Below are 19,213 nucleotides of genomic sequence, written 5' to 3' on the forward strand. Positions count from 1 at the left end.
TGCCTCGGATTGGGTCGCGGTGGCACGCCGGGAGTGTATCATCGGTTTGATTTCCCCAACCGCCAGTCCCGATGCGCAATCTCCTGTTGGTCGCCGCCGTCGCCCTGTCCACCACCGGGTGCGGCATCATCTACAAGCAACCCATCTATCAGGGCAACCTGATCCGGGAAGATGCCGTGGCCAAGCTGCAGGTCGGGCAGAGCAAGCAGCAGGTCACCGCCCTGCTGGGCACCCCGTCCATTCCCGATCCGTTCCACGCCCAGCGCTGGGACTACACCTCCAGCCAGCGCGTGAACCGCCTGGGCCGTACCGAAGTGAAGAACTTCGTGGTGTTCTTCGAGAATGACACCGTGACCCGTTGGGAAGGCGACTACTTCCCGGGCAACGACAAGGCCCTGGCCCAGCAGACCGTGCGCCAGTTCGGCCGCAACCTGCCGAAGGACAAGAAGAAGAAGGGCCGCTGAGGCCCCCTGCCCGTCCCCACGGGCGGGTTGCGGGCATCAACCGCCGAGCGCACGTCGCCGGCGGTTGTCCTTGGGGTCGGCCAGCAACGGGCGTAGCAGCTCGATACGGTCACCCTCCAGCAACACCTGCTGCGGGCGCGCCAGTACGCCATGCACGGCCACGGCCGGGCATCGGTCACTGCCTTCCAGCGCGGCGGCGGCAATGGCATCAGCCACGGTCGCGCCCTCGTCCAGCTGCAGCCGGCGCGACAGCACCTGCTGCGGCCAGGCCAGCACCACCTCGACCTCGATCATCGCTCAGGCCTCGTCGGCGACGCGGACGAAATCATTGACCATCCGATCGGCCAGACCCTGGAAGCCGATCGCCAGGGCCGGTCCGAGCAGGCGCGAGCTGGGCTCGAATTCCAGGGTCAGGGTGACCTTGCAGGCGTCCTCGGCCAGCGCATGGAATTCCCAGCGGCCGTGCAACTGCTTGAACGGGCCATCGCGCAGCTGCATGTCGATGCTGTGCGGGCGTTGCAGGGTGTTTTCGGTCTGGAACCAGGTGCTGAACGAACCCAGGCCCAGGTCCAGGCGGGCCACCAGCCGGTCCTCGCCCTGCTCCAGGATCTGGGCAGCCGAGCACCAGCGGAAGCGGCGCGGATAGGCCTGGACATCGTTGACCAGGTCGAACATGCGCGCGGACGAATGCTCGACCAGGGCGCTGCGGCGGATAGTAGGCATGAATACAGGACGTTTCGGCAATCGACCGGGCGGGCCCGAATCGGAGACAATACGGAAATGAGCAAGAACAGCGGCAAGGATAAAGCAAAGAGCGCGACGGCCAACAAGACCATCGCGTTGAACAAGCGTGCCCGCCACGAGTACCACATCGAAGAACGCTTCGAGGCCGGCCTGGCACTGCAGGGCTGGGAGGTGAAGTCGATCCGCGCTGGCCGCGGCAACATCATCGATGCCTACGCCTACGTGAAGCACGGCGAGATCTTCCTGATCGGTGCCCAGATCACCCCGTTGATCCAGGCCTCCACCCACGTGGTGGCCAACGACCGGCGCGAGCGCAAGCTGCTGCTGCACCGGAGCGAGATCGACAAGCTGGTCGGCAAGGTCGAGCGCGATGGCTACACGATCGTGCCCACCGCGATGTACTGGAGCAAGAACAAGATCAAGCTCGAAGTCGCGCTGGCCAAGGGCAAGCAGACCCACGACAAGCGCGACGCCGCCAAGGACCGCGACTGGGCGATCGAGAAGCAGCGCGTGATGCGTCGCGGCAACCGCGACGCATAAGGCTGCAATACCGGGCCATGCCCGGCGGCCTTGGCCTTCTGTAAAGCCGAGCCACGCTCGGCTGCCGTGGCTTTCTGTAGAGCCGAGCCATGCTCGGCTGCCGTGGCTTTCTGTAGAGCCGAGCCATGCTCGGCTTCGGCGAAGAAGCCGTCGAGCATGGCTCGACTCTACAAAAGGCGGATCACCCCGCCAGTACGCCCTGCCCGCGCATGCGCGGCGCCAGCGCCGCGTGCATCACCGCCAGGTGCATCACCACCGCCAGTTCCGGCGCGTAGCGATCATCCCCCGCCCGCCACTGCTGGGCCAGCTGCGCGGCATCATCCGGCAGCAACGACAGCAGCTGGGCATCATCCATCGCATCGGCCGCGCCCTGCAGCTGGCGCGCCATCTGCCGCGACTGCCACACGTGCACGCCAATACTGAGACTGGCCAGCGACATCAGGACCACGGCCAGCCCGTGCTCGAACCACTGCGACAGCACTTCCGGCCCCCACAGCAGGGCCGCCAGTACGGCCAGGCCCGGCAGGCGCCACCCCAGCCAATGGATGCGACCGCGCTGCGACCAGTGCACCACCACCGCGCTGGCGATCAGCGCGGCCGCAGCCGTGGCCGGCAGCTCGGTCAGCCAGGTGGCCGCCAGCAGCACCGCCAGCAACGCCCAGACCCAGACCGGCGGCAACGCGCGCCGCTGGTAGTCGGCACCGACCGGCCCGATCAGCTGTCGCAGGCTGCGTTGTTGGCTTGCATCGGTCACCCACCGTCTCCGTGTCTGTCCTGGCTTGGATGGTCGTCGCCAGTGTGTCGCAAATCCGTGCCAATGACGTTACCAATCCGCTATGACGGCGGCTCTACAACTTGTTGTGGATTGCCAAGGTGACTGTTCAGGCGTTTTGCCGTAGCATTGCAAGCGTTGGGCAGGCCCTGACCGTGGCAACGCGGGATCGGCCCTGTACCTTGCAGCACTGTAGAAACCGGGGGTGCATTGGTTTCGACGGGGGTTGTGAAGTCGCCTGGCGCATGCCGAGGGGGTAGCTTTCCTCGTAAATCCAGCTGCAAAACTCTAGTTGCCAACGACGACAACTACGCTCTGGCCGCTTAAGGCCTAAGCCTCGAAACCGCTTGTGTCCATGCTCGCGGTGTAGAGTCACTATCATGGAATCGCGCTGGGTGGCTGCCTGTCAGTCCGGCACTAGAACACAACAGGCTGGTTCCCGGATGCGCTTTGCACGCCGTGCTGTTCGGGGACGAGATCTAACGGCGAGCTAAGCATGTAGTGCTGGGGATGGAGTGCCTTCGGACGGCGGTTCAATTCCGCCCACCTCCACCATCTGTATGGCCTGTCGAGGCCGCAAGAAGCCGGATCTCCCGCAACGGAGCTCCGGCTTTTTTGTTTCCCGAAGATGGCGCCCCCGCCTGCTGATCCGACCTCCCCCAATGCCACCCGCATCGGGAGCCAGTCACAGAAGCTGAGATCTGGATCCAGTAGAGTCCATGCGTCACACGACGTGACCCGAAACCTGAAAGGACATCAGATGAAGCGCATCACACTGTTTGTGGGCTTGGCCGTGGCGTTGGCATTGGGGCAGGCTTCCGCTGCCACGCCAGGCTCCCGCTATCTGCAGCTGGCCGCTGACCAGCGCGTACAACCCGGCACGGCAACCCTGCTTTCGAGCACCATCGATCTGAGCGCCCCCGGTTGGGTGTACGTGCAGTCGGATGGACGGTACTTCCCTGGCGGCAGCTCGGCTGCCAATGCCTACATCACCATCAACGGTGAGGTGGTCTCCAACGACAGCTACATCGACTGGCGGCAGTCAACGTCGGCCCAACAGCACTCCTTCAATGTCATCGGTGCCAAGTACCTGCCTGCCGGACGCCATACGGTCAACCTGGCCGGGCAGGCCATCGGTTCGGCCGTCAATTTCGGCTCCGCCAGCAACCTCTCCGTGCTCATCACCTCTGCAGGCGCAGTTACCAACAGCGGCCTTGCGAGTGACACCGCACAGCTGGACTTCAATACGGTCGGCAGCCCTGAAGGAATGGCGTTGCAGGCCAAGGACCGCAAGCTGCTGATGACTGCCCAGGCCGGCAATCCCGGTGGCCCCATCGTGGCCATGGCTTCCGGCCGCGCGTTCGCGTGGGGCAACTACGGCGATGGCATGATGGGAATTTTCCTGAACGAGCAGGAGCCCGGCATCGAATCGATGACCTGGTCGATCAATGACATCTTCAGTGGCGCAGAAACGCAGGCTCCCTTCTATTCGCAGGGCCTGTTCGTCAATCCGCCGGCTTACAGCACTGTCAGCTTCGTCGCGTCCGAATCGCCGTACTACCAACCGCAGGACGCCAACACCAACAACGTAAAGTACAAGTTCGGCGCCAACTCCCGACTGGTGACGCTGTCCAACGGCTTTGGCGTGGTCGGAAAGGGGTTGAATCCTGGATTCAACTACGCCGCCGCAGGCCCCTACCGCCGATTCGCCTATGTCTGCGTCGGGACCAATGGCTTCGCGCCGGGCTGTCCGTCGGTGGGCTCGCAGGTGGTCATTGGCGAGGGCCAGGTCTGCATTCCGCAGGGGCACAACGGCGTGGTGCTTTTCTCGACGAAGTCCCGCGTGCAGGGTGACCCGAACGACGGTGGCGGAAGCGTGTTCCTGTTCCTGAAGATCGATGGCCAGCAGGTGGGCAGCCTCGGCACCCAGCAGTTGGGCTCCAAGCCGGACTCGGTCAGCACCCGCACCATCTCCGCCAGCTACCTGAGCGCGGGATCATCCGCGCTGGGGACGGGCTGCCACACTGTGCAGGCCGTGGCCCAGGTATTGGGAGATTTCCGCCACATGTCGCTCAATGCCGACATGCCACTGGTCTGGTTCGACTGACCCATCGCGTCGAATGTGGCCGGTGGCCGGGTCTGTTCGCCCCGCCACCGGCTATCCCGCAACACGTTGAAGGACCTGCCATGAAAGCCCCTCTCGCCCTCACCCTGCTCTTCGCCGCATTCGCCGCAGCCCCAGCCACGCTCGCCGCCGCACCGGCCATCGCGCCCCCCGGCACCGCCACGCTGGAAGCCCTGCTCGCCTGCAAGGCCGGCTCCAACTTCAGCGAGGCTGAAGCCATCGATGCACTGCAGGCCGCTGGCCTGGCCAGGAAACCGGGTGGCACCTTCGAGCCGGAGGACAAGCCGGTCGCCCTGTTCGGCGGTACCGTCACCAGTGCCGATGTGAACGTGGCCGAGGGCGAGAAGAGCCTCTTCGTCTATTTGAACGGCGTTGATTCCAAGCGTCTGGCCAAGGCATGGTCAGTAACCACGGTCAACGAGCACGCCAACACGGAAGAGCCTTCATACGTGAAGGCCATCGACAAGCGACACACCCTGCACGTGATCGCAGGCGACGACTACGAAGGCTATTCCGCTGCCGTGAAGTGCCAGATCACCCGGTAACGGGTTGATCCCCGCTACAGCCAACGCCGCACACGTTGGCGGAACAACGGATACACCTCGGGAAAGCGGGCCAGCAACGCCCGCTCTTCCGGCATGATCTGCAGCCAGGTGATGTACAGCACGAACAACGGTACAGCCAGCAACGCGATCGCGTTCTGCAGGTACAACATCGCACCGGCCAGGATCGTTGCCTGGCCCAGATACATCGGATTGCGCGTGTAGCGGTACACGCCGTGCATGACCAGCGCGCTCGATGCTGAAGGGCGCAGCGGATTGACCGTGGTGCGCGCCCGCTGGAACGCGAGCTTCGGCAGCAGGTTCAGCGCCACACCAATCGCCATCACCCCGCCTGCCATCAGCGCCGGCATCGGCAGGGGCAACGCCGCCTCCGGCCACAGTCGGCTCCCTAGCCAGCCGATCCCCGCGCATAGCAGCATCACCAGCGGCGGCGGGATCCGGGTCTCAAGCCACGTCATCGCAGTCCCTGCATCGCTCCATTCACCCCAGTGTCACACGAACCTGTCTGAATCGCTTGCACGGCAGCGGCTCAGGGGCCCAAACCGACCGCCCGGTATCTTCCGCTTTGACAGGCCGACCGCTAGAGTGGCGCGACCGCGCAGGAGGATCGTATGGCTACCATGGGCTTGGGCTTCATCGGCCGCACGACCCTCATCATCACCGTGCTGCTCACCCTGGGCGGCTGCGCGACATTGCGCCAGTTCGGCCCCTCGGTGCAGGTGACTTCGGTCACGCCCGGCCAGTACATCGCGCTCAAGCGCGGCGACATCCTCACCACCGGCAAGCTCAGCTCGGCGACGATGGAAACGCTGCGCGTGGCCGGCCTGGATGAAGGCGTCTGCGCCAAGCCGGGCCTGCCCTGCATCGAAGCGATGGAAGGCAGCATCGTGGTGCGCGAGGAGGACAAGCGTTCGAGTCTGTCCGAGTTGTGGCTGCAGTATGCAATGACCCTGCCCGCGCCGAAGCGCGAGTACTCCACCTCCGGCCGTGCCAAGAGCGCGATCAACGAGCTGGATGCCGATTTCCAACCGCGCCTGGACGCGTGGATGCAGGTCGCGCGCCAGGCCTACGCCTATCTGTTCTTCACCGAGCGCACCGCCAACCAGCGCGGCTTCGAAGACCGCCAGACCCAGGTGCGCGACTACTACAACCTGGCCGTGCAGGAAGCCTCGGTGCAGCTGTACAACGCGTATGCCACCGGGCGCGTGCACAGCGAAGCCAGCCACTTCCAGCTGGGCCGATGGACCTTTGTGCTGGCCCCTTCAGGCGAAGCATCGCCGCTGGATACGCGCACCCCCACCGAGCTGGTGCCGGCGGCCTCGCTGTCGTTCACCGGCACGCTGCGCAGCGTGCACCGCCGCGATGGCTTCGGTGCCGAGCTGGTAGCGGTGATGGACGATCCTGCAGCCGCCACGACCACGACGCCGCCGGCAGCGACGCCTGCCACGCAGGCCAGCGCTCCGGCCACGCAGAGCTGGAGCGAGATGCCGTCGCCGTCGATGACGGTGCTGCTGCGCTTCTCGGGAAAGAACCTGTGGGAAGTGCTGCACGACGACGAGCCGAAGCTGGAGATCCACGACCCCTACCAGGTCACGGAAGTCACCCTGCATGGCCAGCAGGTGCCGCTGGCCGCGAACTTCACGGCTGGCTACGCGCTGTGGCTTGCCCGTTCCAACTTCAGCCACCAGTCGCTGCGCTCGTTGTTCGGCAGCAAGGGCGGCATCGACACGCCGCATCTGTACATGATGCAGCCGTACGATCCCAACCGCCGCGTGCTGCTGATGATCCATGGCCTGGCCAGCAGCCCGGAAGCCTGGGTCAACGTTGCCAACGAGCTGATGCGTGACGACGAGATCCGCCAGGATTTCCAGATCTGGCAGTTCTATTACCCGACCAACATGCCCATCGCGATGAGCCACGATGCAATGCGCCATACGCTGGCCGAAGTGCTCAAGCATTTCGATCCCAGTGGCAAGGCGCAGGCGTCGCACGACATGGTGCTGGTCGGGCACAGCATGGGCGGCGTGATCGCGCGGCTGATGATCTCCTCTTCCGGAGATCATCTGGTGGACACGCTGCTGGCAACCGCGCAGATGACACCTGCACAACAGGAGCTTCTGCGCACCAAGGGCGCACCGGTGCTGACCTTCCTGCCGGAACCGGAAGTGTCGCGCGTGGTGTTCATCGCCACGCCGCACCGTGGCACCGACGTGGCCGGCACCCGCCTGGGCCGCTGGATCGGACGCCTGGTGCGGTTGCCGCTGACCGTGCTGGAAGACGTGGCCACCATTGCCAACGATGGTCAGATCGACCGCAATGACGGCAAGCACGGCTACCAGATGAACAGCATCCAGAACCTGGACAAGGATGATCCCTTCGTCCGCGCGGTGGCCGACCTGCCGATGTCGCCGAAGGTGCACTACCACTCGATCATCGCGCGCGCCAAGGCCGATGGTCCGCTGGAAAAGACCGACGACGGACTGGTGCCCTACTGGAGCTCGCACCTGCCGCACGCGGACTCGGAGAAGGTGATCGTGTCCGGTCACAGCGTGCAGGAAGCCACGCCGGCCATCGTTGAGCTGCGGCGGATCCTGCATGAGGACATGCAGGAGCACGACCGCCAGAACAGGTAGCCCACATCATCACGGCCGCTGGCTGTCCAGCGCGGCCGCATCACAGCGGCGGTGCCCGGGCTTGCCGGAACACCGCCACTGCGGCAGGCGCGAACTGCTCAGCCTTCTCCGCCGGCTGCAGCGTCGATGATCAGATCTGCCACTGCTACCGGCTGCGATGCCAGCGACGCGTGGCTGGCATCCAGCGTGAGGGTGGCACGCGGCTGCATGCGCGCCGCCATGCGCCGCTGGTTGTCGGGATGGATCATGTGATCGGCGCTGGAGACCTGGTACCAGCTCGGCTTGTACCGCCACGCTGGATCGCTGATGGCATCACCGAACGTGCTCGCCAGAGGCGCCTTCTGCGTGACCGCCATTACCCGCGCCTCGTCGACCGGCAGGTCCTGGCAGAAGCTCTCGTGGAACCTGCCCGGCTGCAGCCACAGGTAACCGTCGCTGTCTGGCGCCAGGTTGGCCGCCGCCTCGGGCAGCTGCTGCTGGGTAATGCCGCCGGGGCTCTCGCCCGCATCCGGCGCAAACGCGGCAATGAAGACCAGCCCCATCACGTTGGGTTCGTTTCCGGCCTCGGAGATCACGGCTCCACCATAGGAATGGCCGACCAGCAGCACCGGCCCCTGGAACTGGCGGATCATGCGGCGGGTGCGTTCCGCGTCGTCGGCCAGCGATGTCAGTGGCAGTTCCACGGCATGCAGGTCGTGGAAACCTCGGCGATCGAGCTCCAGGATCACCTTGGCCCAATGCGCGGCACCGCCCCAGAAACCATGAACCAGAATGATGCTTGGCTTGCTCATCTTGCAGGACTCCTCACTTGGATGGGATGGTTGGCTGGCAGCAGCCCGCGCTGCCTGAAGCCTCCTGACCAGACTACGGATCGCCCCCGCCAGCGGCGATGCACGGACTCCTGAAAACCATGCCAAGGCTCCACAACACCGAAGCGCTCCAGGCTGGGTCCGACGCACTGTTTGCGATCTTCCAGTCGTCGCGCATGCAGGGCGGCGACATCAGCCGCCACGTCATGCAACCCGGCGGATCACTCGCCATTGCCGAAGGCCAGGGGTGCTTCCACTTCATCGAGCACGGCACGGCGCGGCTGCATGCAGATAGGGCCGTCGTGCCGCTGCGTACGGGCGAGCTGCTGTTGATGCCGCATGGCCGGACGCATCGCATCGACTGCGCCGCCGACGCGCAGGGGCCGGCCCATCTGACCACCGCATCGTTCGGGTTCGATGGCCCCGGCAGCCGTCTGCTGCTCGATGCCCTGCCCGGTTGGTTGCATGTCCCAGGGGTGGACCGGATGCCAAGCGGATTTCCCGCCAATTCGGCCGACTGGATGGCGGTAACCCTGGCCGCGATCCAGGCTGAAGCGTCCCGGCCTACGCTGGGCAGCGGCTTGATGCTGTCACGCCTGCTCGACCTGCTGTTTGTCTGGACCCTGCGCTACTGGCTCGGAACGTCCGGTCCGCACAACTGCCAGCGTCTGCACGCCTTGGCCGACCCCCTGATCGGACGAGCATTGGCGTTGATGCAGGCCCAGCCCGCACACGCATGGACCGTCGAGTCACTTGCAGCGTGCCTGAATCAGTCCCGCTCGAATTTCGCGCAGCGATTCAGCCTCGCCACCGGCATGTCACCGATGCGCTATCTGACTGAATCGCGACTGCAGCTGGCCGCGCAGATGTTGCGCAGTGGCAACCGACGGGTGTCGCAGATTGCAGGAGACGTCGGGTATCTGTCCGAACCCGCATTCAGTCGTGCGTTCCGCCGCGCGTTCGGCATGAGCCCGAATGCCTGGCGCCAACAGGCACCGGCGACATCCGACTGAGGGAAATCCCTCATCGCGCGTGCGCACCCGCCCTCCTATGCTGGCCTCACATTCCCCGCAGGAGGTCCGCATGACCACGCAAGAGCCCAGCCGCCAGCCCAGCCCCGACCCGGCCGAGCGCGATGCCTTCTTCCCGTCGCCCTACTCGCTGTCACAGTTCACATCGCCCAGGAGCAACCTGTCCGGCGCCGACTATCCGGACGCACGCCGCGACGGTCGCTGGAAGGTGCTGATGATCGCCGCCGACGAGCGCTACCTGCCCACCGCCAATGGCCACCTGTTCTCAACCGGCAATCATCCGGTGGAGACCCTGCTGCCGATGTACCACCTCGACAAGGCCGGCTTCGGCATCGATGTCGCCACGCTGTCGGGCAACGCCGCCAAATTCGAGTGGTGGGCGTTCCCGCGCGAGGACACGGAGATCGGCGGACTGTACGAACGTTACGAGTCGCGCTTCCGTCAGCCGCTGCCGCTGGACGAGGTGGTCACCGGGCTCGATGCGGATTCGGACTATGCCGCCGTGTTCATCCCCGGCGGCCATGGCGCCCTGATCGGGCTGCCGCAGAGCCGCGCGGTGAAGGCCGTCCTGCACTGGGCGATGGCCCAGCAACGCCACATCATCACCCTGTGCCACGGTCCGGCCGCACTGCTGGCTGCAGGCGTGGACGAGGCCGATGGCGGTTCGCTGTTCCGCGGCTACCGCATCTGTGCCTTCCCCGATGCGATGGACCGGCAGACGCCAGAGATCGGCTACATGCCCGGGCAGCTGCCGTGGTTCTTCGGCGAGCGCCTGGCGCAGCAGGGTGTGCAGATCGTCAACGATGGCATCGACGGCAGCGTGCTGCAGGATCGCCTGCTGCTGACCGGCGACAGTCCGCTGGCTGGTAATGCGCTGGGCAAGCTGGCAGCGCGCACGCTGCTCGACGCCCTGGCCAGCCGCTGACCCGGATGAGCGAACTGGTGCAGGCGTTGCTGGAACTGGAACGCGCCCGCTCACTGAGTGCGGTGGGCGCGGCCCTGCGAGGCATCGCGGCACCACTCGGCTACGACCGCGTGCTGGTGTTCGCCACCGGCACCGGGCTGGAGCGCGGTACACAACGCGTGTACTGGATCGAGGGCGACTGGTTCGGCGACGGCAGCAGTACCGACCTTGCGCGCTATCTGCACGCCTGTCCGGTCAACCGCCACGTACTGGACAGTGACGCGCCGTTCTTCTGGAGCAAGCGCCAGGGCGTTCGTGGCGAACGCTATCAGGTGGTGACGCAGCCACGTGGTGAAGGCCTGCACGGTCTGCAGGTGCCGGTATTCGGAACCACCGGTCTGGAGGGCGCGATCAGTTTTGCCGGGACATCGATCGACGCGTCGGCCAGCGCGCGCCTGCAGCTGGAAGCTGCTGCAACCGCAGCATTCCGAGCCGCACGCCATCTGGCCGAATCGCCTGCCGAGCTTTCGGGAAGCGCGCTGAGCAACCGCGAGCGCGAAGTGCTGCGCTGGGTTGCCGCCGGCCGCCGGCAGGCTGAGATCGCGGCCACGCTTGGGCTTTCCACGCGCACGGTGGAGAACCATCTGCGCCACGCGCGTCAACGCCTGGGTGTGGCGACCACCGCGCAGGCAGTGCGTGCCGCCAGCCGTCGCGGCGAGATCGAAGACTGATCGCGGCGAGGCACTTCCGGCGGTCTGGTTCGCGTGTTACACACGCCATGCGCATGTGCGCGATTGCAGAAAGCAAGGATGATGCTTATGAAACTGCAACTGGCCACGATGGCCGCGTTGGTTGTAGCAGTCGCTGGAATGATGCCTGCAGGTACCGCACGCGCGGGGGTTACCTCCCCGCCCGGCAGCGTGACCCGCTGCGAACCGTTTGAAGTGGAGCGTTACCGCATCCACCAGCACTGCATCGTGACCATGCCCGATGCCGACGGCGATATCTTCCTCACCGAGTACTGGATCGACGAATACGGCAATCCCTACTTGATGTAAGCCCCCATCAACAAGGAGCGTGAGGATGAGACTGCATAAGGGTTTCTCGGCCTGTTCGTTTGCCGCCGTGCTGGCCGTGTCGCTGCTGGCCCCGGTCGCCACCACGACGGCCGCTGAAGTTGTCGAGGTCCAGGAAGAATGCGTGCCCTTCCAAGTCGCTGGCAACGTGTTCCACCAACGCTGCACCACGTACGTGGTCTACGACGATGGTTCCCGCGAAGTGACCGGGCATTACAACCGTGACGAAAACGGGATGATGTACGACCCCTGATCGCGCCCGCGCGATCTGCCGGGCGGCGCTTTCACCGCCCGCCCGGCACCTGCCATCCGCCCATCCCGGCATACCGCTGCCCTCGCCTTCCATGGCATGCTCCATGAAACCGTTTTCATGGAATGGAGGGATTCCACGATGTTGTCGCGCTTCCATCGCCCTGCGCTGTGTGCGCTGTTGGCGCTTGTTCTGCCTGCCGTTGCCTGGGCCGCCGCACCGGCGCCACTGAAAGTGATGTCGTTCAATGTCCGCACCCCGGCTGATACCGAACCGGGCAAGCGCTGGCCGGACCGTCGCGATGCCATGGTCAAGGTCATCCTCGATGCACACCCGGCCGTGATCGGCACCCAGGAGCTGGTGAAGGAGCAGGCCGACTTCCTGTCCGAGCACCTGCCCGGTTACCGCTGGTTCGGCGAAGGCCGCCGCGGCGGAAGCGGTGACGAACACATGGGCGTGTTCTACGACAGCAAGGTGCTGGCCGTCGAGGAATCCGGCAACTTCTGGTTGTCCGATACGCCGGAGGTGCCCGGTAGCATCACCTGGGGCAACCTGTACCCGCGCATGGTCACCTGGGCCCTGTTCCGGCGCCTGGACGATGGCCGTCGTTTCTACTTCATGGATACCCACCTGCCCTACCGCGACGAGGACGAGCCGCGCCGGGTTAAGGGTGCCGAACTGATCGGCAAGCATCTGGCAACCCTGCCGGCCGACCTGCCGGTGGTCCTGACCGGTGACTTCAACAGCGAGCCCGGTGGTGACACCTACAAGGCATTCACCCGCCTGCTGCAGGACACCCGTACCCAGGTGAAGGCTCCGCAGGGACCACGCCTGACCTTCCACGATTTCACCGGCAAGGCCACCGTGCAGCTGGACTGGGTGCTGGTGCGCGGCTTCCATGCACGCAGCTTCGTCACCGATGACCGTCGCATCGACGGTGTATTGCCGTCGGATCATTTCCCGCTGGTGGTCGAGCTGGACTGGCCGGAACACTGAACCTGCGCGGCAGCCGCAGCTACGGCGGCGGCTGTCGCGACATCAGCCGGTACAGCGCCTGATGCTGGTTGCGTGCCTGGCAGATGCGGGCACCGACCGCCAGAAACACGGAGATGCCGATCAGGCCCAGCCCCAGCATCTGGTCCGGCAGGCGCACGAAGCCGATCGCAGCCGCCATCGTAGCCAATACCATCAGCACTACGACCGCTACCGACAGCCCTGCACCAGGCGGCCCCGGATCACCGAACAGCATGCGCTGGGTATCGCGCTTGTCATCGCTCATCGCCTGCCCTCCTGGAATCTGCCCCACTAGTTACACCGCGGGCCCCGATTCCGGCAGAGTCAGAAACGTCATGACTGTGACAACGTCCACAGCACGCGACGCGCTACCCTGCCTCCATTCCCAATCTGCGGAGGACGTCATGGCGCACCAGAGCCGTCTGGCCGGATTCATCATCGACTGCCAGGACACGCCCGCTGACGAAGGCGCACGCTTCTGGGCGGCCGCACTCGGTCTGCAGGCGCAGCCATCGTATGCCGAAGATGGCGCCGAGTACGCCGACCTGCAGGGGGCGCCCACGGGCCTGAACGTGGAAGTACAGCGCGTCGATCATCCTTCACGGGTGCACCTGGACATCGAGAGCGACGACATCGATGCCGAGGCAGATCGACTGGAAAAGCTCGGCGCGCGCCGGATCGGCTTCGTCAAACGCTGGTGGGTGATGGAAGCGCCCACCGGCCATCGCTTCTGCATCGTGCGCATGCGCGAACGCGCAGTACCGGCCAATCTCTGGCCCTGAAGCAGAAAGGGACGGAAGCCGCGGCTTCCGTCCCCTCATGCCTACTGCAGCTGCGCCACGCTGGGTTGCTGCGGCGATTGCCCCCAGCCGCCCAGCGCCTTGTACACACCAACCACGCTGACGTTGACTTCGGCCTCGGCCGCCGCCAATGCATCATCCGCCGCCAACTGCGTGCGCTGCGCATCCAGCAGGGTCAGGAAGTCTTCCGAGCCCTCGCGATAGCGGATCTGCGCCAGCGATTCGGCACGTCGTGCCGCCTGCGCCTGCTCGACCACGATCGCCAGCCGCGCCTGCTGCTTGGAATAGCGGGTCAGCGCGTTTTCGGTGTCTTCCAGTGCCAACAGCACGGCCTGCTCATACTGCGCAGCCACACCCTCGGCTTCAGCCTTGCTGGCACGCAGGCGTGCACGCACGGTGCCGAAGTCGAACGCGGCCCAGCTCAGCGACGGGGTCAGCGACCAGGCCTTGTTGTTGCCATTGACCAGGCCACTGGCGTCGCCGCCGAGGAAGCCGACGAAACCGGACAACGACAGCCGCGGGAACAGGTCCGCAGTGGCCACGCCCACCCGCGCGGTGGCGGCGGCCAGGCGACGCTCGGCCACGCGCACGTCGGCGCGTTGGCGCAGCAGCTCGCGGGTATCGCCCAGCGGCAGCGCCTTGGCAAATGCCGGCACGTCGTGCGGCGCAAGCATGGCGGTCAGCGTTTCCGGACGCTGGCCCAGCAGAACCGCCAGCCGGTTGCGCGACTGCGTCTCGGCCACTTCCAGCAGCGGGATATCGGCCTCGATCGCCTTCAGGCGGGCACGGCTGCTCTGCACATCCAGCTCGCTGCCGGCGCCCAGCTCCCAGCGCGCCTCGGTCAGCTTCTGCGTATCGCGCAGGTTGGCCAGGGTGTGCTGGGCCACGGCGATGCGCTTCTGCGTGCCACGCAGCTCGAAGTAGTTGCGCGCCACTTCGGCGGCGACCAGCACCTGTGCATCGGCCAGGTTGGCCTGCTCGGCGTCGAGGTCGGCGCGCGCGGCTTCTGCAGCACGGCGCTTGCGGCCGAACAGATCCAGCTCCCAGCCGGCGTCGAAGCCGAGCTGGTAGCTTTCACTGAACACCCGCTGCCCACCCAGCTGCGGATCGGGTTGCTTGCGGCGGTCGTAGCTGCCGCCTGCGGTGATGTGCGGGGCCTGGTCGAAACGGCTTTCGACGAACACCGCACGGGCCTGGCCGACGCGGGCCACCGCCACGCGCAGGTCGAGGTTGTCCGACAGTGCACCGTGCACCAGCTGTTCCAGCACCGGATCATCGAACTGCGCCCACCAGCTGGCAACCGGCGAGGTGGTGCTGAACACCGGCTGCTGCGCACCCTGCAGCACCACAGGCTCCTGTACCGGCGCCTTGTAGTTGGGGCCGACGCTGACACAGCCTGCCAGCACCAGGCTGGAGACGGCCATCGCCAACGTGCGCATCACCATGGCAGCACCTCGCCCAGGTAGGTGAAGCTGCCGCTGGCGCCGGATTCACCGATCAGCGCCATTTCCACGCTGGAACGTGCGCCTTCGCTGATTTCGATTTCGCCGTTGCCGCCGTTCATGTCGGTCTTCACGTAACCCGGATGCACGGTGTTGACCTTGATCGGGGTATTGCGCAGTTCGTAGGCCAGGCTCAGGGTCCAGCTGTTCACCGCTGCCTTGGAGGCGTTGTAGGCCGGGATCTTGAAATCGTAGATGCCCGACGCCGGGTCGGCGTGCAGGGTCTGCGAGCCGAGCATGCTCGATACGTTGACGATGCGGCCGGATTTGGCCTGCTTGACCAGCGGCAGGAAGGCCTGGGTGACCGCCACCAGCGCGTACACGTTGGTGTCGAAGGTGCGCTTCCAGGTCTCGAGCGACTGCTCCGACGGCGCCTGCGCCGGGTTCTCGATCATGATGCCGGCGTTGTTGACCAGGATGTCGAGGCGGCCATGGCGCTGGCGTACCTGCTCGACCGCTTCGGCGATGCTGGCTGCATCGGTCACGTCCAGCTGGATGGCTTCGACCGGCAGGCCTTCAGCCTGCAGCTGCAGTGCCAGCTCAACTGCCGTGTCGCGCTTGCGACCTGCCAGCAGCGTGTGCACACCGGCCTGGGCGAGCTGGCGCACGGTTTCCAGGCCGATGCCACGGGTGGCGCCGGTGACCAGCGCGATCTTGTTCTGATGGGTGTTCATGGATTCATGCCTTGTGAGGGGAAAGCCGCCGCCGGCCAATGACCGGCGGCGACGGGGTTCCATGTCAGTGGTGGATGGTCGGCTCGCCGTGCTGCACCAGCTGGCCACCACCATTGCGGGTGACGAACTTGCGCAGGGCCACGTAGAACACCGGGGTGAGGAACAGGCCGAACAGGGTCACGCCCAGCATGCCGGCGAACACGGTGATACCGGTCACCGAGCGCACCTCGGCGCCTGCACCGTGCGACAGCACCAGCGGCACGGTGCCGGCGATGAACGCGATGGAGGTCATCACGATCGGGCGCAGACGCAGGCGGCAGGCTTCCAGCGCCGCTTCAACGATGCCCTTGCCGCCCATCTCCAGCTCTCTGGCGAATTCGACGATCAGGATCGCGTTCTTGCACGCCAGGCCCATCAGCACCACCAGGCCGACCTGCACGAACACGTTGTTGTCACCGCCGGTGAGCCAGACGCCGAACAGCGCGGACAGCAGGGTCATCGGCACGATCAGGATCACCGCCAGCGGCAGCGACCAGCTCTCGTACAGCGCGGCCAGCACCAGGAAGGCCAGCATGATCGCCACCGGGAACACGATGAAGGCGGCCTTGCCCTGGGTGGCCTGCTGGTAGCTCAGGTCGGTCCATTCAGTGGTCATGCCCACCGGCAGCACCTTGCCGGCAATCTCGGTCAGCTTGTTCATCGCTTCGGCCGAGGACAGCAGGCGCGGGTCGGCTTCACCGGCCAGGTCCGCTGCCGGGTAGCCATTGAAGCGCAGCACCGGGTCCGGGCCGAAGGTCTGCTTGATGGTGACCATCGAACCGATCGGCACCATTTCACCGCGGTCGTTGCGGGTACGCAGCTTGCCGATGTCCTCGACCGTCTCGCGGAACGGGCCATCTGCCTGGGCGATCACCTGCCAGGTACGGCCGAACTGGTTGAAGTCGTTGACGTAGGCCGAACCCAGGTAGGTCTGCAGGGTGTCGAACAGCTCGGTGAGCTGCACGCCCTGTGCCTTCGCCTTCACGCGGTCCACCTCGGCATCCAGCTGCGGCACGTTGGCCTGGTAGCTGGAAATCGGGAAGGCCATGCCCGGCGTCTGCGCCACGGTGCCCTGCATCGCCTGCACGGCGTTCTGCAGCGCGCCGTAGCCCAGGTTGCCACGGTCCTCGATGAACATCTGGTAGCCGTTGCCGTTACCCAGGCCGAGGATCGGCGGCGGCATCATCGCGAAGGCGAAGCCTTCCTGCAGCCCGGCGATCTTCTGGTTGATCTCGGCATTGATCTGCGCAGCGGTACGGCCATGACGCTCGGCGAACGGCTTGAGCGGAATGAACGCCACACCGGTGTTCGGCGTGTTGGTGAACTGCAGCGCGTTCAGACCCGGGAACGAGATGGTGTGGGCCACGCCATCGGTTTCCTGGGCGATCTTGGCGACCTTGCGCAGCATTTCATCGGTACGCGCGATCGACGAACCTTCCGGCAGCTTCACGCCGGCAATCAGGTACAGCTTGTCCTGGGTCGGGATGAAGCCCGGCGGCACCAGCTTGAAGATCACGCCGGTACCGACCAGCAGGACCGCGTAGACCACGAACACCGCGCCGCGACGGCCGAGGATGCGCGCCACGCCACGTTCGTACTTCTCCGAGCTGGACTTGAAGAAGCGGTTGAACGGACGGAACACCCAGCCGAACAGGCGGTCGATCAGGCGGCTCGGGCCGTCCTTCGGTGCGCCGTGGGCCTTCAGCAGGCGCGCGGCCAGCGCCGGCGACAGGGTCAGCGAGTTGATCGCCGAGATCACCGTGGAGATGGCGATGGTGACCGCGAACTGCTTGTAGAACTGGCCGGTGACACCGGACAGGAACGCCATCGGCACGAATACGGCACACAGCACCAGCGCGATCGCCACGATCGGGCCGGACACTTCACGCATGGCCTGGTGTGCCGCCGCGGTGGGCGACAGGCCTTCTTCGATGTTGCGTTCGACGTTCTCCACCACCACGATCGCGTCGTCGACCACGATGCCGATCGCCAGCACCAGGCCGAACAGGCTCAGCGTATTGATCGAGAAGCCCAGCAGGTACAACGCGGCGAAGGTACCCACCACCGACACCGGCACCGCGATGAGCGGGATGATCGAAGCGCGCCAGGTCTGCAGGAACAGGATCACCACCAGCACCACCAGCGCGATGGCTTCCAGCAGCGTGGAGACCACGGCCTTGATCGAGTCGCGCACGAAAATGGTGGTGTCATACACGGCTTCGTACTTCACGTCGGCCGGCATGGTCTTCTGCATCTCGTCCATCGTCGAGATGACCTGGTCGCGGATTTCCAGCGCGTTCGCACCCGGCGACTGGAAGATGCCGATACCGACCGCGTTCTTGCCGTCCAGCTGCGAGCGCAGGGTGTAGTCACCCGCACCCAGTTCCAGGCGGGCCACGTCGGACAGGCGCACGATCTCGCCATCGGTGCCACTCTTGAGCACGATGTCGCCGAATTCCTTTTCGGTCTTCAGCCGGCCCTGGGCATTGATCAGGGTCAGGAACTTGCTGTCCGGCAGCGGTTCGGCGCCGAGCTGGCCGGCCGACACCTGCACGTTCTGCTCGCGCATGGCGCGCACCACGTCGCTGGCGGTCAGGCCACGCGAAGCCACCTTGTCCGGATCCAGCCAGGCGCGCATGGCGTAGTCGCCACCACCGAAGATCTGCGCGTCACCGACGCCCGGAATACGCGCCAGCGCGTCCTTGACGTGCAGGCGGGCGTAGTTGCGCAGGTACAGGGTGTCGTACTTGCCTTGCGGCGAGGTCAGGTGCACCACCATCAGGAAGGTCGGCGACTGCTTCTGCGTGGTCACGCCCTGCCGGCGCACGTCCTCGGGCAGGCGCGCCTGCGCCTGCGCCACACGGTTCTGCACCTTCACCGCCGCCGCGTCCGGGTCGGTACCCGGGCGGAAGGTAACGGTCATCTGCAGCACGCCGTCGGAACCGGCGACCGACTTCAGGTACATCATGCCTTCGACGCCGTTGATGGCTTCTTCAAGCGGCGTGGCGACGGTCTCGGCAATGACCTTGGGGTTGGCGCCCGGATAGACCGTGCGCACGACCACCGACGGCGGCACCACTTCCGGGTACTCGCTGATCGGCAGGATTGGAATCGTGATCAGGCCTGCGGCGAAGATCACGATCGACAGCACCGCCGCGAAGATCGGCCTGTCGATGAAGAAACGGGAAAAGTCCATGGAGGAATTCCTGGGAAAGGCATTCGGCGGGCAACAGCCACCCTGCCCCTCGCCGAGATGACGAAGGCAGGGAAGGC

Annotated in this window: 21 protein-coding genes and 1 other RNA gene; 13 read left to right on the plus strand and 9 right to left on the minus strand. The window is 65.6% G+C overall.

Annotated elements, in window-relative coordinates; translation table 11 throughout:
- The first annotated feature begins 71 nt into the window (after positions 1–71).
- Complete coding sequence (gene bamE, locus V3B41_RS15455) at positions 72–464, plus strand: outer membrane protein assembly factor BamE (RefSeq protein WP_005409234.1); 393 nt, start codon at positions 72–74, stop codon at positions 462–464.
- Between the two features lie 36 nt (positions 465–500).
- On the opposite strand, the gene V3B41_RS15460 is transcribed toward bamE, so the two are convergent.
- Together V3B41_RS15460 and V3B41_RS15465 are read right to left on the minus strand one after the other, a co-directional pair.
- Positions 501–758, minus strand: coding sequence for an RnfH family protein (locus tag V3B41_RS15460; protein WP_005409233.1), 258 nt, complete (start codon positions 756–758; stop codon positions 501–503).
- Between the two features lie 3 nt (positions 759–761).
- Positions 762–1,187 (minus strand): type II toxin-antitoxin system RatA family toxin, encoded by a 426-nt coding sequence (locus V3B41_RS15465; protein ID WP_005409232.1) that lies wholly within the window; start codon positions 1,185–1,187, stop codon positions 762–764.
- Positions 1,188–1,244: 57 nt separating this feature from the next.
- Between V3B41_RS15465 and smpB the strand changes: the two genes are divergently transcribed.
- On the plus strand, positions 1,245–1,748 hold the full coding sequence (smpB, locus tag V3B41_RS15470) for an SsrA-binding protein SmpB (RefSeq protein WP_005409231.1): 504 nt from the start codon (positions 1,245–1,247) through the stop codon (positions 1,746–1,748).
- Positions 1,749–1,929: 181 nt separating this feature from the next.
- Here smpB and V3B41_RS15475 read toward each other — a convergent pair whose 3' ends face one another.
- Entirely contained in the window at positions 1,930–2,502 is a 573-nt protein-coding gene (locus V3B41_RS15475; RefSeq protein ID WP_049429121.1) for a hypothetical protein, read from the minus strand.
- A gap of 219 nt (positions 2,503–2,721) precedes the next feature.
- Between V3B41_RS15475 and ssrA the strand changes: the two genes are divergently transcribed.
- From ssrA to V3B41_RS15490, 3 genes are all read left to right on the plus strand, one after another.
- Positions 2,722–3,075: a transfer-messenger RNA gene (gene ssrA, locus V3B41_RS15480) on the plus strand.
- A 205-nt stretch (positions 3,076–3,280) separates the two neighbouring features.
- Complete coding sequence (locus tag V3B41_RS15485) at positions 3,281–4,627, plus strand: hypothetical protein (protein WP_049429122.1); 1,347 nt, start codon at positions 3,281–3,283, stop codon at positions 4,625–4,627.
- Between the two features lie 80 nt (positions 4,628–4,707).
- Positions 4,708–5,190 carry a hypothetical protein gene (locus tag V3B41_RS15490; protein ID WP_049429123.1) on the plus strand — a complete coding sequence of 161 codons (483 nt, stop codon included), beginning with the start codon at positions 4,708–4,710 and terminating at the stop codon, positions 5,188–5,190.
- A gap of 14 nt (positions 5,191–5,204) precedes the next feature.
- Here V3B41_RS15490 and V3B41_RS15495 read toward each other — a convergent pair whose 3' ends face one another.
- Positions 5,205–5,666 (minus strand): isoprenylcysteine carboxylmethyltransferase family protein, encoded by a 462-nt coding sequence (locus V3B41_RS15495; protein ID WP_049429124.1) that lies wholly within the window; start codon positions 5,664–5,666, stop codon positions 5,205–5,207.
- A 153-nt stretch (positions 5,667–5,819) separates the two neighbouring features.
- On the opposite strand from V3B41_RS15495, the gene V3B41_RS15500 reads away from it, so the two are divergent.
- A complete protein-coding gene (locus V3B41_RS15500; protein WP_100443614.1) occupies positions 5,820–7,841 on the plus strand; it encodes an alpha/beta hydrolase in 2,022 nt (673 codons plus the stop codon).
- A 98-nt stretch (positions 7,842–7,939) separates the two neighbouring features.
- Here V3B41_RS15500 and V3B41_RS15505 read toward each other — a convergent pair whose 3' ends face one another.
- A complete protein-coding gene (locus V3B41_RS15505; protein ID WP_295548765.1) occupies positions 7,940–8,632 on the minus strand; it encodes an alpha/beta hydrolase in 693 nt (230 codons plus the stop codon).
- A 98-nt stretch (positions 8,633–8,730) separates the two neighbouring features.
- Between V3B41_RS15505 and V3B41_RS15510 the strand changes: the two genes are divergently transcribed.
- The 6 genes from V3B41_RS15510 to V3B41_RS15535 all read left to right on the plus strand — a co-directional run bounded on the left by V3B41_RS15510 (position 8,731) and on the right by V3B41_RS15535 (position 12,907).
- Positions 8,731–9,663 (plus strand): AraC family transcriptional regulator, encoded by a 933-nt coding sequence (locus V3B41_RS15510; RefSeq protein ID WP_238378624.1) that lies wholly within the window; start codon positions 8,731–8,733, stop codon positions 9,661–9,663.
- Between the two features lie 70 nt (positions 9,664–9,733).
- Positions 9,734–10,606, plus strand: a complete 873-nt coding sequence (gene hchA / locus V3B41_RS15515; protein WP_049429128.1) for a glyoxalase III HchA — start codon at positions 9,734–9,736, stop codon at positions 10,604–10,606.
- A gap of 5 nt (positions 10,607–10,611) precedes the next feature.
- Positions 10,612–11,316: a PA1136 family autoinducer-binding transcriptional regulator gene (locus V3B41_RS15520; protein ID WP_049429129.1), complete on the plus strand. Its 705-nt coding sequence runs from the start codon at positions 10,612–10,614 to the stop codon at positions 11,314–11,316.
- 87 nt (positions 11,317–11,403) lie between these two features.
- Positions 11,404–11,643 carry a hypothetical protein gene (locus tag V3B41_RS15525; RefSeq protein WP_329861662.1) on the plus strand — a complete coding sequence of 80 codons (240 nt, stop codon included), beginning with the start codon at positions 11,404–11,406 and terminating at the stop codon, positions 11,641–11,643.
- A gap of 25 nt (positions 11,644–11,668) precedes the next feature.
- On the plus strand, positions 11,669–11,914 hold the full coding sequence (locus tag V3B41_RS15530) for a hypothetical protein (protein WP_329861663.1): 246 nt from the start codon (positions 11,669–11,671) through the stop codon (positions 11,912–11,914).
- 138 nt (positions 11,915–12,052) lie between these two features.
- Complete coding sequence (locus V3B41_RS15535; protein ID WP_329861664.1) at positions 12,053–12,907, plus strand: endonuclease/exonuclease/phosphatase family protein; 855 nt, start codon at positions 12,053–12,055, stop codon at positions 12,905–12,907.
- Positions 12,908–12,926: 19 nt separating this feature from the next.
- Here V3B41_RS15535 and V3B41_RS15540 read toward each other — a convergent pair whose 3' ends face one another.
- Positions 12,927–13,190: a hypothetical protein gene (locus V3B41_RS15540; protein ID WP_049429133.1), complete on the minus strand. Its 264-nt coding sequence runs from the start codon at positions 13,188–13,190 to the stop codon at positions 12,927–12,929.
- A 139-nt stretch (positions 13,191–13,329) separates the two neighbouring features.
- On the opposite strand from V3B41_RS15540, the gene V3B41_RS15545 reads away from it, so the two are divergent.
- A complete protein-coding gene (locus V3B41_RS15545; RefSeq protein WP_049429134.1) occupies positions 13,330–13,707 on the plus strand; it encodes a VOC family protein in 378 nt (125 codons plus the stop codon).
- A 41-nt stretch (positions 13,708–13,748) separates the two neighbouring features.
- Here V3B41_RS15545 and V3B41_RS15550 read toward each other — a convergent pair whose 3' ends face one another.
- From V3B41_RS15550 to V3B41_RS15560, 3 genes are all read right to left on the minus strand, one after another.
- On the minus strand, positions 13,749–15,170 hold the full coding sequence (locus V3B41_RS15550) for an efflux transporter outer membrane subunit (RefSeq protein WP_049429135.1): 1,422 nt from the start codon (positions 15,168–15,170) through the stop codon (positions 13,749–13,751).
- Complete coding sequence (locus V3B41_RS15555) at positions 15,164–15,901, minus strand: SDR family oxidoreductase (RefSeq protein ID WP_049429136.1); 738 nt, start codon at positions 15,899–15,901, stop codon at positions 15,164–15,166. Before V3B41_RS15555 ends, V3B41_RS15550 begins: the two co-directional genes overlap by 7 nt.
- A gap of 64 nt (positions 15,902–15,965) precedes the next feature.
- The gene (locus V3B41_RS15560; protein ID WP_197650910.1) at positions 15,966–19,136 is read right to left on the minus strand and encodes a multidrug efflux RND transporter permease subunit; all 3,171 of its coding nucleotides are present in this window, start codon (positions 19,134–19,136) and stop codon (positions 15,966–15,968) included.
- Positions 19,137–19,213 lie beyond the last annotated feature (77 nt).

It is taken from the genome of Stenotrophomonas sp. SMYL89, from assembly GCF_036319985.1.
GTDB lineage: Bacteria > Pseudomonadota > Gammaproteobacteria > Xanthomonadales > Xanthomonadaceae > Stenotrophomonas > Stenotrophomonas maltophilia_Q.